This window comes from Frankia sp. AgPm24 (assembly GCF_023243055.1).
Classification (GTDB): domain Bacteria; phylum Actinomycetota; class Actinomycetes; order Frankiales; family Frankiaceae; genus Frankia; species Frankia umida.
Genome location: NZ_JALKFW010000154.1, coordinates 1 through 14450, shown reverse-complemented (window position 1 = coordinate 14450; position 14450 = coordinate 1). Strand labels below are relative to the sequence as shown.

10 protein-coding genes are annotated in these 14450 nt (G+C 74.6%); 1 reads left to right on the top strand and 9 read right to left on the bottom strand.

From position 1 onward, the window contains the following. Positions 1-107: 107 nt before the first annotated feature. The 9 genes from MXD61_RS07540 to MXD61_RS07500 all read right to left on the bottom strand — a co-directional run bounded on the left by MXD61_RS07540 (position 108) and on the right by MXD61_RS07500 (position 11824). On the bottom strand, positions 108-1739 hold the full coding sequence (locus MXD61_RS07540; RefSeq protein WP_248812116.1) for an oxidoreductase: 1632 nt from the start codon (positions 1737-1739) through the stop codon (positions 108-110). Further along, positions 1736-2461, bottom strand: coding sequence for a protein-tyrosine-phosphatase (locus MXD61_RS07535; RefSeq protein ID WP_248812115.1), 726 nt, complete (start codon positions 2459-2461; stop codon positions 1736-1738). Before MXD61_RS07535 ends, MXD61_RS07540 begins: the two co-directional genes overlap by 4 nt. Further along, on the bottom strand, positions 2458-3399 hold the full coding sequence (locus MXD61_RS07530; protein WP_248812114.1) for a TylF/MycF family methyltransferase: 942 nt from the start codon (positions 3397-3399) through the stop codon (positions 2458-2460). The genes MXD61_RS07535 and MXD61_RS07530 overlap by 4 nt, the downstream gene beginning before the upstream one ends. After that, the gene (locus MXD61_RS07525) at positions 3341-4942 is read right to left on the bottom strand and encodes a lipopolysaccharide biosynthesis protein (protein ID WP_248812113.1); all 1602 of its coding nucleotides are present in this window, start codon (positions 4940-4942) and stop codon (positions 3341-3343) included. The genes MXD61_RS07530 and MXD61_RS07525 overlap by 59 nt, the downstream gene beginning before the upstream one ends. Positions 4943-5160: 218 nt before the next feature. Next, the gene (locus MXD61_RS07520) at positions 5161-7122 is read right to left on the bottom strand and encodes a heparinase II/III family protein (protein ID WP_248812112.1); all 1962 of its coding nucleotides are present in this window, start codon (positions 7120-7122) and stop codon (positions 5161-5163) included. Continuing rightward, on the bottom strand, positions 7119-8195 hold the full coding sequence (locus MXD61_RS07515) for an NAD(P)-dependent oxidoreductase (RefSeq protein ID WP_248812111.1): 1077 nt from the start codon (positions 8193-8195) through the stop codon (positions 7119-7121). The genes MXD61_RS07520 and MXD61_RS07515 overlap by 4 nt, the downstream gene beginning before the upstream one ends. After that, on the bottom strand, positions 8192-9559 hold the full coding sequence (locus MXD61_RS07510) for a glycosyltransferase family 4 protein (protein WP_248812110.1): 1368 nt from the start codon (positions 9557-9559) through the stop codon (positions 8192-8194). Before MXD61_RS07510 ends, MXD61_RS07515 begins: the two co-directional genes overlap by 4 nt. A 22-nt stretch (positions 9560-9581) precedes the next feature. After that, positions 9582-10547: an NAD(P)-dependent oxidoreductase gene (locus MXD61_RS07505; RefSeq protein WP_248812109.1), complete on the bottom strand. Its 966-nt coding sequence runs from the start codon at positions 10545-10547 to the stop codon at positions 9582-9584. Beyond that, positions 10544-11824: a glycosyltransferase family 4 protein gene (locus tag MXD61_RS07500; protein WP_248812108.1), complete on the bottom strand. Its 1281-nt coding sequence runs from the start codon at positions 11822-11824 to the stop codon at positions 10544-10546. The genes MXD61_RS07505 and MXD61_RS07500 overlap by 4 nt, the downstream gene beginning before the upstream one ends. A 138-nt stretch (positions 11825-11962) precedes the next feature. Between MXD61_RS07500 and MXD61_RS07495 the strand changes: the two genes are divergently transcribed. Next, positions 11963-14338, top strand: a complete 2376-nt coding sequence (locus MXD61_RS07495; RefSeq protein ID WP_248812107.1) for a bi-domain-containing oxidoreductase — start codon at positions 11963-11965, stop codon at positions 14336-14338. Positions 14339-14450 lie beyond the last annotated feature (112 nt).

Sequence of the window (14450 nt, the reverse complement as noted above, 5' to 3'; positions counted from 1 at the left end):
GGCCCCCCCGGGGGCCCCGGGGGGGGGCCGGGGGGCCGGGGCCCCCCCCGGTCGACCGCGCCGCATCCTGAGCCCCGCCGGGTTCTGAGCCCCGCCGGGTTCTGAGCTCAGCTGGGTCCGGCGTCGGCGGTCGCGGCGGTGTCGAGGCGCAGGGTGAGGTCGGCGGTCGCCCGGATCTCCCGGGCGGTGTCGCCGGGTGCGCCGGTGACCAGCCGGGTGCAGATGTCGCGGTACATCGCCGGGTAGGCGTCCAACCGGTTGACCCGGCGGCGCCGCAGCAGCCGGGAGCCCGCCTCGGCGGTGTAGCGGGCGCCGTCCACGATGGTGACGGTGACCCCGTTGGCCCGTAGCTCGGTGTGTTCGCGCAGCCCGTAGCGGCTCCCGCCGGCACTGGTCAGCACGAGGGACAACGCCGCGTCGTTGGCGAGTTCCACGTACACGGTGTAGGTGCCGCCACGGGCGACCGACACCGTCTGGCGGCGCACCGGGGCGAAGTCGTTGAGCCACAGGAAATGGTCGATCCAGTGGCAGCCGTTGCTCACCAGCCGGCTGCGGGAGACCGGCCAGCGATACCAGTGCCGCGCCGGCAGCGGTTCCTCGAACACGACCGCGCTGTACAGCATCGGCTCGGTGGCGTCGGCGAGGCGCAGGTCGGCCCGTAGCCAGGCGTTCATCGGGGAGTACCGGCGCTGGAAGCAGGCGAACAGGCGGCCGCCGGCGTCCAGATGTTTCTCGAGTTCGTCCAGGTCGGCCTCGGTGGTGACAACCGGTTTCTCGACGATGGCGACCGCGCCGCGCCGCAGGGCGGCCAGGGCCAGCGGCGCGTGGGTGTGATGGAAGCCGGCGATCAGGTCCACATCGGTCGGCTCGTCCGGGCAGGGCAGCGGTGAGGTGTCGAACGTGATCCGGTCGTTGCGCCGGGTACCGATCTGGACGGGGTCGACCTCGTGGATGCGGACCAGGTCCAGATGGTCGCGGACGTGCGGGACGACCTGGGTCTTCGCATAGTGACCGAGGCCGAACAGGGCGGCGGTGGGCCGGCGCCCCCAGCCGGGTGTCACCGACCGGGTGTCCGGCGGCGCCTGCCGGCGGGGGGCGCGGGTGGCGACAGCGCTGGTGGCGCGAAGCAGCTGGTCGTCGCGGCGGGGACCCTGCCATTCGATGGCGAGCCAGTCGACCAGTCGGTCGACGCTGGCCGGGTCGAGCGGCGCACCGGACGCCGGCGACCAGCCGATCAGCGCGTCGTCGACGTCCGGCGTGGAGGTGGCCGGTCGGGCCCGTCGCACGAGTGGCGCGTCCGGGGCCCGTCCGGCCCGCGGGCGGGTGCGCACCAGCCGCGGGTCGAGCACCACCCGTTCCATGCCGGCGGGATGGGCGGGCGCGACGAACGCGACCGTGGTCCCCACCGTCAGCGGATCCCCGCCGGGGGCGCTGGACGTGGCGCGGATGTCGGATGGGCCGGGGCTGTCGGGTGGCAGGATGACGCCGAGGCCGACCGCGACGTGACGACGGTTGCGGCCGCGTTCCTGGAGTCGGCTCAGGCCCTTGCGGGCGACGGCCTGCACGCCGAACTCGCGGGTGTAGGCGGCGAGTTCCCGTGGGCCGCCGGCGCGCACGAAGTACTGGCCGTCCACCGGGAACAGGGTGATCCACAGCGTCGGTCGGATGCGCACGCCGCCGGCGACCGTCGTCTCGTCGAGGTAGCCGTCCACCCAGCGGTCGGCGACGAGAATCCTCATCCGACCTCCGCGCCGTGCCGCGACACCCGCGGTGCCCGGTCGCCGCCCTCGCCCTGACGCGGCACACGCCCGGCCGACTCTGGCATCGGCCCGGTGCGCCACACCTGACAGGCATGGGCGAGCAGCGACATCGGGCCGGTCAGCGCGTCGTCGATCATGCTGGCGCAGGCCTCGAAGCGGGGACGGCCCTCACCGATGGGGTCGGTCAGATCGTCGAGTTCGGCCGGCACGATCCGTCCGGTGGCCCGGGCCCGCAGGGCGGCGGCGACGAGCAGTTCCCCGGCTGGACGCACCGGCCCGATCGGCAGGTCGCCGGGTCGGACCGCCGAGGTCAGCCGGGCGAACTCGCGCAGCGTGAACGTGCGTCGCAGGGCTCGCGGACACTGCGTGACCACCGCCGAGCGGTGTTCCCGGGTCGCGCAGAGCACCAGGTCGCTGCGTTCGACCAGTTCGGGGGTGAGCCGTTGGCTGTGGAAGCCGGTGGGGTCCAGGCCCCTGGCCCGCAGCAGCGCGACGGAGTGCCGGTGCATCGGGTCGCCGGCGCGGGCGTGCACCCCGGCGCTGGTGATCGCCAGCTGCTGGGTGACCCCGGCGGCCACCGGGCTGCCCCGCCTGGCCGGGAAGTAGGCGGCGGCGAGATACTGCGCCAGCGGCGAACGGCAGAGGTTGCCGGTGCAGACCATCAGGACGGTCCACGGACCGGTCCGTGCGGGCGCGCTCATGACCCGTGTGGGGCGGTCGGCCCCTGTGCGGCGACGGGTGTCTGAGCGGTGGTGGGTGTCTGAGTGGTGGTGGGTGTCTGAGTGGTGGTGGGTGTCTGGTGGGGGGCGGGGTCGCGGCGCCAGTAGACGCCTGTCCAGTCGACCGAGACGATCTGCTCGTCGATGCCGTGGGCGGCGCGGTAGTCGTCCACGGCGGCGCGGCAGCCGGGCACGGCGCCGTAGTCGTCCACGATGCAGAAACCGCCCGGGGCGAGCTTCGGGTAGAGGGCGGTGAGCGCGTCGATGGTGCTCTCGTACATGTCGCCGTCCAGGCGCAGCACCGCCAGCCGCTCGAGGGGTGCGTGCGGCAGGGTGTCGCGGAACCAGCCCGGCAGGAACTGGACCTGGTCGTCGAGCAGACCGTACCGGCGGAAGTTGTCCCGTACCTGGTCGACGGAGACGGCGAGCGCGCTGTGCTCGTGATGGCGGTCGCCGACGTCGGCGGCGTACCGCGGGTTGGGCACGGGCAGGCCGGCGAACGAGTCGGCGACCCACACCGTCCGATCGTCGACGCCGTAGGCGGCCAGCACGCCGCGCATCAGGATGCAGGCGCCGCCGCGCCACACCCCGGTCTCGATCAGGTCGCCCGGCACCTCGTCCCGGATCACCTGCTGGACGCATTCCTGGAGGTTGCGCATCCGCAGTTCGCCGGTCATGGTGTGCGCCAGCCGCGGCCAGTCCCGTCCGTCGCCGCGATGCTCCGGCGGTGTCCGGCGGACGATCTCCATGCCCTGGCGCTGGGCGGCCCGGGCGACGAGCCGCCGGGCGTTGCCCCGTGGCTCCCACACGCTGCCGTCGCCGCCGTCCCACAGGGTGAAGGTCAGCGTGGAACGGAGCAGGTCAAGATAGCGTTCTGTGATCGCGGTCTGGTCCGCTCGGGTGGGGCTCTGCGTGGTCATCACTGCTCCTGGAAGGTCCGGTGCTCCTGGACGGGTGGGTTTTTCGCGGTCGGCGGTGCCACCCGCCGCGGGTACGTGGTCCGGCTGCCACCGGCGCCATCGGTGCTGTCACCGGTGCTGGCGGCGGGGGAGGTGCCGGGGGCGGGGGATCGGTGGAGGGTCGGGAGTCGGGGATGCGCACCGGGTCGGCGGCCGCCCGGGTGAGCAGGCGTGCGCAGGCGACGTACAGCGCGGCGGCGGACGCGGTGTACGTCGCGCCGGAGACGACGGCGACGGTGCCGAGCCCCCCGTGGTGCAGCGCGAGCAGTAGTCCGGCCACCGTCGCGACGGCCACCGGTACCTGCACCGTCAGCACCGTGCGCGCCGTGCGAAAGCCGAGCAGCACGTGGATGAGCAGGTAGTCGACCGCCTGCGGGATGGCGGCGAGCACCAGGACGCGGGTGGCCGTCGTCGCCGGTGCGAAGTCGGCCCCGTAGACGAGCCGGATCGCCAGCGGTGCCACCAGCGCCACCGGGGTGGAGATCACGGTGGCGAGCCCGAGGGTGGCCAGCGTCGCCCGCCGCACCGTGCGGGCACGTTCCCGCGGGTCGACGAGTGTCCGCAGCCGGCTGAACACGACCATCCCGGTGGCCTGGCAGATCGTGGCGCAGGCGGTGGCGAACGCGACCGCTACCCCGTAGAACGCGACCTCCCGGGCCGGCCGCAGGGTCGCCACCAGCAGCAGGTCAAGCTTGTAGATCAGCTGTGCGCCGACGACCGTGCCGTACGCCCCGAGCGCGCCCCGCAGGAACCCCCGTGACGGCAGCATCCCCCCACCCGGACGCCCGGGGACCCGACGACCGGACGGATCGGGGTGGCGCAGCACCTGGAGGTGGTAGACCAGCGGCGGCACCAGGGACGTCAACGCCATAGCGCCGAGCCACCACACGGGACTGTGCTGCCCGACCACCGCGTAGAGCACGAACACCGCGAGTGTTCCCGCCGCCGGGACCAGCCGTACGACCTGGAACTCGCCCCCCATCCGGCCGCGCCGCTGGGCCAGGCCCGCCGCGTTCGACCCGACCACGGTCGCCGCCGCGAACAGGCTCGCCCCGACCACCGCGAGCAGCCCGAACTGGAGATCATCACGCTGCCCGATTCCGCCGGCGGCGGCCGCGCCGAACAGCGCCGCGCCGAGGGCGGCCACCATCGCCGCGTGCGCGAGCAGCGGGGCCAGCAGCCCCTCGTCCGCGCCGTCGTCGGTGACCAGCGCCTGGGAGACCCCCAGGCTCAGCACCATCGCGAGCATGCTCGCCCAGGTCTGCAGGGTGAGCAGTTCCCCGCGTCCGGTCGGCCCGAGCACCCGGGCCGCCAACGCACCGGTGGCCGTGCCCAGCAGCAGAGTTCCCGCGTTACCCGCCAGCACCGCGGCCGTCGCACGGGACAACCCGCCGCCGCCCACCGTGTCCACCGGTGCCGAGTGCGCCGCCGGCGGCGGGTCGGACGTCGGCGCCTGGTCGAACGTCGGCGGCGGGTCCGACGTCGGCACTGAGCTGGACGTCATCGGTGCGACCCGCCTCCCCGCCGACCGCCGGGCTCCCATCGACGTCCACAGCGTGTGCCGAAGGCCGCTCCGGGCAGCCATTCTTACCAAGAGTGTTCTTTACTCGACGCACTGTAGGCATGCCTGGCCGCTCGGTGGCGGCGCCGCGCCGCGCCGCGTGTGCCGCCACCGGTGGGCTCCCGGGTACAGCGGATGGCCGTCCGCGTCGCGTGCGTGCGTCAGCGTCGGAGCGGGGCCGGGTGGGTGACCGGCTGGGCGAGGACGGAGACGCGGTGTCGATCGCCGAGGTCGGGGGTGCCGGGGCGCAGCGCGGTCAGAGACGTGCGCAGGGTGAGGGGAAGGGCGGCGTCGACGGTGAGCTCGGCGCTCAGCGCCGGCACGGTGCGCTCCCAGCTGAGGGCACGGGGGGTGGTGTGCAGCCGCCACTGGCCGGGGACATCGTTGTGCAGCAGCAGGTTCCACCCGAGCGGGGTGACGAGCACCGGTCGCGACGGGAACGCCGATGCCTCTGCCGGGGGGTCCGGGGCGAGGGTGATGCCGGGGGCGAAGTGCAGACGCAGGGTGATGCGGTGCTGGCCGGTTCCGCTGACACGATCGCGCAGGACGAGACCGTGCTGGTCAAGACGCCACAGGCGCTGGTGGTGCGGCGCGCCGGGCAGGTGCCGGTAACCGTCGTGACCGGCGGTGACGGTGGCCGCCGTCGGCGTGCGGTGCAGGGTGGCGGCGCTGGGACGGGCCCGGCGCCCGGCGCGGAAGGCACCCCAGACCTCGGTGGAGTCGGTGTCGTCCACGGTGATCGTGGAGTGGGCGGCGGTGCCGCGTTCGTGGTCGCGGCGCGGGCCGGGCGTGTAGGTGGAGGTTCCCGGGTCCACGAGGATCGGCTCGGCGTCGAGCCAGAGCAGAAAGGCCAGGGTGTCGGCGTGGGCATGGGCCGGCAGGCTGTCGGGGCAGGGGAGCCCGACGTCGGCGAGCAGATGCCAGTCGCCGGCGGTGAGGACGGCGAGTCCGCTCTCTGCCAGCAGGACGGCCCGCGCCTCGGCCCGGGTGGCAGGCGGGTTCGTGGTGGCGACCGGCGCGGTCACGGGAACCGGTCCGGACGGTGGGGCGCACGGCTGTGGTTCGGGGTGGGGGAACGGGGGGGTCAGCAGCCGGCGCAGGAGCGCGGCGGAGACCGGGTAGCCGTCGTTGAGCAGCGGCACCGTGCCGTCCGGTCCGAGCACCGTGGACAGCCAGCCGCGCATCCGGGTGGCGGCGTCGGTCAGTGCGCGGGGTACCGGGCGGCCCACCGCGGCGAGCAGACCGGCGATGTCGTCGAGGTCGGCGAGGACCTGGCAGTGGTAGGCGGGTGCCCGCTCGAAGTGGCCACCGTCGGCGAGGATCTGCCGGTCGATCTGGTGGACCAGGGCGGTCAGCCGGCGGCGCAGTCCATGGCGGTCACCGGCCGCGATCTCGAGGGCGATCAGCGCCTTCAGGTTCTTCAGCAGATGGTTGCCACCGACGTCGGTCTCCTGATGCGTGCGCAGGTACGCGTGCAGGGTGCCAAGGTCGGCGCGCACCGTGGCGCGCGTCTGCGCCATGAGACCCGCGGTGAGGCCCGCGGTGAGATCGGCGCTGGGATCGGCCGTGGGGTGGGGCGGCGCGGCGAGGATCGGGTGCAGGGCGCACAGGGTCCAGGCCCGCAGCGACGCCACGTAGGGTGACCACGCGACCGGGTGGCCGAGCGGGATCGCTTCTCGCCAGCCCAGGTAGAGCCGGGCGAACGTGGCGCGGCCAGGGGCGCCGTCCCTGATCAGGGTCCACGCCCAGTCCCAGTAGTGCAGGTGGTAGCGCCACAGCAGGGGGGCGTCTGCCTGCTCCCAGTCCCACCCGCGGGCGCCCTGCCCACGGGCGTCCCGCCGGCCGGAGCGCACGAGATCACGGGTGTGGCCGAGCAGGGTGAGCTGGCCCTGGGCCAGCTGTGGGCAGGACGGTTCGGTCAGCGCGATCTGGCCGTCCAGGGGGAGATGGCTCGTGGGCCAGTAGCCGGGCGAGGGGCGGGCCTGGAGCAGGACGGCGGCGAGGCGGGGAGCCTGACGCAGTCCGACGCGCTGGGCGCGTAGCCGGCCGCGGGCGACGACCTGGCCGGGACGCAGATGCGCGACGGTGCGCAGGTAGCGGCCGAACTCCGCCGGTGTGCTCACGAGGACGCCCCGGAGCGTCCCGGCGTCGATCGGTGTCCCTCGCCAGGCCGCGCCTCCTGGCGTGGCGGCGGCAGCGCGGCGGCGGTGACGGTGGTGAGGGCGCTGGCGGAGCCGGCGGCCGGGGAAGGCGCGGGGTGGGGGGTGGTCAGGCCCATCGCGGCGGCCTGGTCGGCGATGCCGGCCTCGAAGGGACGTGGCTGGTGGCCGAGGTCGCGGCGGGCGGGGCCGATGTCGTAGGCCTTGTCCTCGGCGAGCCGGGCGATCTGCTCCGCCTTCAGCCGTGGCCGGGCGGCGTGCCGTTCGTACCGCTGGGCGAGCAGCAGGGCCGGTCCCAGCGGCACGGACAGGGGATGGACGCGGCGTCCCAACGCGGATCCGGCGGCGGTGACGATGTCACGCAGCGGCAGCGGCCATGGTCCGGCGACGTCGTAGGCCCGGCCGACGGAGCGCTGGGCGGTCACGGCGCGCAGCACCGTCGCGGCCAGATCGTCGACGTGCACCGGCTGGTGCAGATGGGCGGCGCCGGGGACCGGCACCGGAACCGGCGGCAGCCCCACCCGCCAGGACCGCCCCCCCGACCGTCCGGGCTGGGGTGGGGTGGGCAGGTGGGCGAGCAGCGTGAGCAGGCGGGCCATGTTGCGGTCGTCCGCGCCGCCGTAGATCATGGTGGGACGGATGATCGTCCAGTCCAGGCCGCTGGCCTCGATCGCGCGTTCCGCGGCGAGGCGTACCCGTTTGGTCGGTGGCTCCAGCCGGGTGCGGATGCCGGTGGTGGAGACGAACACCGCGCGGTGCAGATGCCCGGCCGAGGTGGCGTCGAGGATCGCGCCGATGTGCCCGAAGCCGAGCGAGGCCAGGTTGACCAGCGCGGTGGCGTCGGCGGCGAGGAAGGCCGCCGCGAGCCCCGCCGGATCGTCCAGGTCACCGCGCAGGTCGGTGGCGCCGAGCTCGCGCAGCGTCCGGGCGGCCTGGTCGCCGCGTGCCAGCGCCCGCACGTCGTGGCCGGCGGCGACGGCGCGGGCCACGACCCGGCGGCCGAGGAATCCGCTGCCGCCGGTGATGAGGATTCTCATGCCGTCCCCTTCAGGCCACGTCGGGCGACGCCCCGCTCGCCGCCGAACGACGGGCGGGGCGTCGGCTGGCGCTGGGTGGGGACACCGGGCGTCCCCACCGCGCTGGGATCGGGCGGAAACAGCAGGTCACTGTAGGCGTGGGCGAGGGTGTCGCGGTTGAAGTGACGTTCGACGTAGCGGCGGCCGTCGCGGGCCATCCGGGCGCGTTGTTCGGGGTCGGCGGCCAGGCGGGTGATGGCGGCGGCCAGCGCCTCGGCATCCTCGGGTGCGACGACGACCTGGCCCGCGTCGAGCAGGATGCGGGCGGCCTCACCGCGCAGCGTGCCGATGACCGGTTTGCCGGCGGCGAGCAGCTCGAACATCTTCGACGGGATGAAGGTGTCGAACATCGGCACGTCCCGCAGCGGCACCACGCACAGGTCGGCGGCGGCGACGTGGGCGGCGACCTCGGCGCGGGGCACCCCGTCATGCAGGGTGGTGTTGGTCAGGCCCAGCGCACGGACATGTTCGACGAGGCGGCGTTTGTCGGCGCCCTCACCGACGAAGGCGAACCGCACGGCGCGCGCGTCGGCGCGCGGCGACCCGGCCAGGCGGGCGGCGGCATCGGCGATGGAGACCAGCCCGTGGGAGATGCCGTGCGCCCCGATGTACAGGACGAGCGGCTCGTCACCCGGTGCCCCCAGCCGCGCCCGCAGACCGGCGGGGACGGCCTCGGCCGGCCGGAACCGGTCCAGGTCGACGCCGTTGCGCACCACGTGCACCTTGGCGGCAGGGATGCCCCGGCGCACGATGTCGTCGCGAAATCCCTCGGTGACGGTGACGACGATGTCGGCGGCCCGGTAGGCGGCGAGTTCGAGCCGTTCCAGCAGACCCAGCACCCGCCGGTTGGTGAGCACCCCCAGCTGTTCGAAGATCGCCGGCCACAGGTCGCGGACCTCGACGACGAGCCGGGCCCGGCGGCGCCGGGCGAGCAGCCACGCCGAGCCGAGGGGGAAGAACGTCGGTGAGGACACGACGATGACGTCGCACGGCCCGATGCGCCGGCCACCGAGCACGACACTGCTGACCATGAACGACAGATGGCCGAGTGTCTTGCGTGCCACCCCTTCGTTGGGGGTGGCGTAGAGCCAGGTGCGCAGCACCCGGTAGCCGTCCACCCGCTCGGTGCGCACGAGCGCGCCGCGGTACTCCGGGGGGATCACCCCGGTCGGATGGTTCGGCATGCCGGTCAGGACGGTGACCTCGAGCCCCTCGGCCGCCCAGGCGCGCGCGGTCTCGGACAGTCGGGCCTGGGGCGCGCCGATCTCGGGGGGAAAGTAGTGGGTGATGATCAGGACGCGGCGACGGCCGGGAGTGGGGGGCACCGTGATCGACCTCCAACAGGCGTCAGGGAACGTGCGAGGACAGGGGAATCTCTGCGTGGCGGGTCGCGGCGGCCAGCTCGTGCCAGGCGGGACGGCCCAGGGGCAGCTCGAAGCCGCGGTGGCGCAGCCAGCCGGGGCGCTGCGCCTGACCGAGCAGCAGCAGGTCCGCGCGGCGGCACAGCGCGCCCAGCGGTGCCAGCCACTGCCCGGTCGGCGCGGTGACGTCCAGCAGGCCGCGCACCAGCGCGGGTGGTGCGGTGTGCAGCCGGCGGCCCGGCGCGAACGTCTCGTAGAGCGAGCGCACGGTGTGCCCCTCGTACGGATGGGCGACGACGAACGGGGCGTGCTCGGCGGCGAGGATCGCCGCGATCACGGCGCCGACGTTGCCGATCAGGGCGACCGGCACCGGCTGGTCGCCGTCGCCGCAGGTCACCAGCGGATAGCGGCGGCAGAACGCGGCGAAGGCGGCGGTCATCCGACGCCCCGAGCCGTGTACCGAAGGCGGACGGTAGAGGGTGACGGCGACCCGTCCGCGCGCGGCGGCGTCGCGCAGCAGCTGTTCGCCGAGGGTCTTCGACCGTGCGTAGGGGGTCAGCGGCGCGTAGCGCAGCGACTCGTCGAGCACATGGGCACGTCCCTGCACCGCGGCCGTCGAGACGTGCACCAGCCGAGGCACCCCGGCCCGCGCGCAGGCGTCGGCGAGCAGCCGCGGCCAGGCGGCGTTGCCCCCGACCAGCATGGGTGTGCGGGCCGCCCCCGCGGTGGCTATGCCGGCCGCGTTCACGACCACCTCGACGTCGTCGAGTTCGCCGGCGAGCCGGGCGATCTGGTCCCGGGCGGGCGTCCAGGTGGGATGTTCCAGCGTCGCGGCGTCGACCCGCAGCCGCCGGGCCCGGCGTGTCACCACGTCATGCCCGGCCGCCCGCAACGCCACCGTCGTGGCCGTCCCGATGAACCCGCCGGCGCCGAACACCGCGACCCGACTCATGACGCGTCACGCCCGGAGGTCCGCCCCGCCGACGTCCGCCCCGCCGAGGTACTCGCCGCCGGGGTGCTCGCCGCAGGGCTTCCCGACGTGCCCCCCGACGTGTCGCCGGAGACGCCGGCCGTGGCGCCGGCCGTGGTGTCGGCCGCTGGGCTGGGTGACGCCGACGGTGCCACCCGCTGGGTGGGCAGCGTCGGCGACGGTGTCGCGGCCGACGGTGTGGCCGCGGGCGGCGCGGTGGCGCTCGAGGGTGTCGTGGCGGCGGTGACGGTCGCGAGCGTGACCCGATCGGGCAGACGCAGGTACCCGGCCAGGACCACGGCGGCGGCCAGGTCGGCGGTCAGGCGTCCCGGCCAGGGCCCGAAGGACGCCAGTGACAGCGCGACGACGACCGTGCTCACCCCCGCCACCAGGCCGGTGACCTGCGGATGCGTCCAACCGGCGATGGTGAGGCGCTGGTAGGCGTGACTGCGGTGCGCGGTGTGCCACGGTTCGCCCGCGCGGACCCGCCGCAGCAGCGTCACCGAGGTGTCGGCGAGATACAGCGCGCTCGGGGCGAGCGCCGCCTCCAGTGGGACGCCGACCAGCACCGCCTGCGTGGTCAGCACGGCGATGACGGCGCCCAGGGTGTAGCTGCCGACATCGCCGAGGAAGATCCGGGCGCGGGGAAAGTTGTAGGGCAGGAAACCGAGGGCGGTGGCGGCGACGAGAATGCCACCGGCGCTGACGGCGGGGGCGTCCCGCAGGGCGCCGAGGGCGGCGAGGGTGCCGCCGGCGAGCGCGGCGCTCATCCCCGAGATGCCGTTGATGCCGTCCATGAAGTTGAAGACGTTGACGAAGCCGGTGATCCACAGGGGTGCGCAGACGGTGACGGCCAGCACCGCGGCCAGGCCCGGTGTCGGATCGCCGAGTACCGCGGCGAGCACGGTCATCGCCGTGATGACGAACGCCGCCGCGACCTGCAGCGCGAGCCGGCGCATCGCGGTGACGCCACCGACGTCCTCGGCCAGCCCGATCAGGCCGAACAGGGTCGCGGCCGCCGTGAACGGCAGCAGGTTCGGGCCGTCGTGCTTCGCCACCAGCACCGCGGTGAGCACCCCGACGAACAGGCCGAGGACCACGGCCACTCCGCCGCCGCGCACCGTCGGTGCCCGGTGCGAGGAACGCGCCGTGACCTCGTCGATGGCGGCGAGTCGGCGCATCGCGGCGAGCACGACTGGGGTCGTCACCGCGGTGGCGCCGCACGCGGTGACGCATGCGGCGGCGAGCGCTGGCTGCATGCCGTTCCTCCGGCTCTGACACGTCGGGGGGCCTCCGAACGGCCTTCGTCGCTGAATGTAGTGCATCAACTACACTGCGCTGCACGATGACGGCCGCGAGTGTTCCGTCGCGGCGACACAGCCGGGAGGGTGCACGCGATGAAACAGGTGGTGCAGGCGGCGTCCGGGGGGTCGGTACGGGTCGTCGACGTTCCCGTCCCGGTGATCGGCCCGACCGAGGTCCTGGTGGCCACGGCCGCGACGATCGTGTCCGCCGGTACGGAGCGGGCGGTGACCGAACTGGCCCGCGCGAGCCTGGTGGCGAAGGCCCGGGCCCGCCCGGACCTGGTCCGCAAGGTCGCGGCGAAGGCGCGCACCGACGGCCTCGGCTCGGCCGTGCGCACCGTCCGGGAGCGGCTGGGCAGCGACGTCCCGCTCGGGTACAGCGGCTGCGGGCAGGTGGTCGAGGTCGGCTCGGCGGTGGCGGGTATCCGTCCCGGCGACCTGGTGGCCACCGGCGGTGCGGGCCGGGCCAACCACGCCGAATACCAGTCGGTACCGGGCCTGCTCTGCGCCCGGGTACCGGACGAGGTCGAGCCCGCCGCCGCCGCCTTCGCCACGATCGCCGCCATCGCCCTGCACGGGCTGCGCCTGGCCGAGGTCGGGCCCGGCAGCCGCGTCGCCGTCGTCGGTCTGGGCCTGGTCGGCCAGCTCGCCGCCCGCCTGGCGCTGGCCAGCGGCTGCGACGTGGTGGGTATCGACCTGGCCGAACTCCCCCTGGCCACCGCCCGGGCGGCCGGAGTGTCGGCGCACGCCGAGGCCGGCGAGGCCACCACCGCCGCCGTGCTCGACTGGAGCCGCGGGCGCGGCGCGGACGCGGTGCTCGTCTGCGCCGCCGGACGCTCGGCCAAGCCGGTGATGCGCGCGACCGCCATCGCCCGCGACCGGGCACCGCTGGTCGTCGTCGGAGACGTCGGTCTCGACCTCGCCCGCACCCCGTTCTACGAGAAGGAACTGACCCTGCGGTTCGCCCGCTCCTACGGGCCGGGCCGCTACGAACGCAGCTACGAGGAGTGGGGCGTCGACTATCCGGCCGGCCAGGTGCGCTGGACGGAGGGCCGTAACCAGGAGGCCGTCCTCGACCTGCTCGCCGCCGGCCGCCTCCAGGTCGACGACCTGGTCACCCACGCCTACCCGATCGACGAGGCCCCGGCGGCCTACCAGCTCGTCGCCGCCCGCACCGAGCCCTACCTCGCCATCCGCTTCGACTACCCGCCCCCGTCCACCCGGCCGAACCTGACGGCCGAGTCGGCCTCGTCGGCCGAGTCGGCCTCGTCGGTTCCCTCCGTCGGGTCGGCCACCTCCGCGGACTCCGGTGCGCCGTCCGGTCCCCGGGCGCGGGTGCGGATTCCGCGGCAGCGCGGGGCGAGGGTGACCGCGGCGGCCACGCGGCGGGGCAGCCGGGTGGGCTGGATCGGCGCGGGTGGCTTCTCCGGCTCGGTGCTGCTGCCGGCCTTCCGCGCCGCCGGGTTCGACCAGTTCGTCACGGTCGCCTCGGCCGGTGGACGTTCCGCCCGGGCGTTCGCCGACCGGCACGGGTTCGCCGGTGCGGTGGCCGGGGCCGACGCGGTCCTCGATGACGACGACATCGACGTCGTGGTGATCGCCACCCCGCACGCGACCCACGCCGACCTGGCCGTGCGAGCCCTGGCCCGCGGCCGGCACGTGTGGTGCGAGAAGCCGCTGGCGCTCACCATCGATGACCTCGACCGGGTGGAGCGGGCCGCGGCGCAGGGCGGCGGCGCACTGGTCGTCGGCTACAACCGACGGTTCTCCCCGGCGCTGGTCGCCGCGCGGGCCGCGCTCGACCATCGGACGGGCCCGCTGAGCACCGTGTACCGGGTCGCCGCCGGACCTGTCCCGGACGGCCACTGGTACCACGACCGGGTCCAGGGTGGACGGCTGCTCGGCGAGGTGTGCCATTTCGTCGACGCCTGCGCGGCGCTCGCCGGCAGCCCCGTCGAGGCGGTCGCGGCACTCGCCGGACGCGACGGCGAACTGCTGCTCGCCTCGGACCTCACCGTCTCCCTGCGACACGTCGACGGCTCCCTGTCGACGATCGCCTACAGCTGCGCGCGCCCCCGGACCGCGCGCAAGGAGCAGGTCGAGGCGCTCGCCGGCGACCGTCACGTGCAGCTCGACGACTACCGCGAGCTGGTCGTCGACGGGCAGGTGCGGTGGCGCGGCGCCCAGGACAAGGGTCATCGCGAAGCCGCCGCGGCCTTCCTGCGGATGTGCCGTGGCGGCGACACCAGCCTCACCGCGGACCTGCTCGCCTCCAGCCGAGCCACCCTCGCCGCCGCCGACGCCCTGGGTGTCGACTCCGCCGTGGCCGTCGACCCGGCCCACGGCGTCGGCTCGGTCCACGGCGTCGACTCGACCCATGGTGTGGACCCGGCTCATGGTGTGGACCCGGCCCATGGCGTCGACTCGGCCCACGCCGTCGATCCGGCCCTTCCCGTAGCCCTGAGCTGAGCCCGACCTCCAGGACCACCTCCCTGAAAGGACACTCGACGTGCCGCGTGCGCTGATTACCGGGATTACCGGGCAGGACGGGTTGTATCTGGGTGAGTTGTTGACCGCGAAG

What these genes read in the sequence shown, in the direction of transcription:
- MXD61_RS07495 (WP_248812107.1), top strand. Translation starts at nt 11,963, where the DNA reads ATGAAACAGGTGGTGCAGGCGGCGTCCGGGGGGTCGGTACGGGTCGTC.
- MXD61_RS07530 (WP_248812114.1), bottom strand. Translation starts at nt 3,399, where the DNA reads ATGACCACGCAGAGCCCCACCCGAGCGGACCAGACCGCGATCACAGAA.
- MXD61_RS07535 (WP_248812115.1), bottom strand. Translation starts at nt 2,461, where the DNA reads ATGAGCGCGCCCGCACGGACCGGTCCGTGGACCGTCCTGATGGTCTGC.
- MXD61_RS07500 (WP_248812108.1), bottom strand. Translation starts at nt 11,824, where the DNA reads ATGCAGCCAGCGCTCGCCGCCGCATGCGTCACCGCGTGCGGCGCCACC.
- MXD61_RS07540 (WP_248812116.1), bottom strand. Translation starts at nt 1,739, where the DNA reads ATGAGGATTCTCGTCGCCGACCGCTGGGTGGACGGCTACCTCGACGAG.
- MXD61_RS07525 (WP_248812113.1), bottom strand. Translation starts at nt 4,942, where the DNA reads ATGACGTCCAGCTCAGTGCCGACGTCGGACCCGCCGCCGACGTTCGAC.
- MXD61_RS07505 (WP_248812109.1), bottom strand. Translation starts at nt 10,547, where the DNA reads ATGAGTCGGGTCGCGGTGTTCGGCGCCGGCGGGTTCATCGGGACGGCC.
- MXD61_RS07515 (WP_248812111.1), bottom strand. Translation starts at nt 8,195, where the DNA reads ATGAGAATCCTCATCACCGGCGGCAGCGGATTCCTCGGCCGCCGGGTC.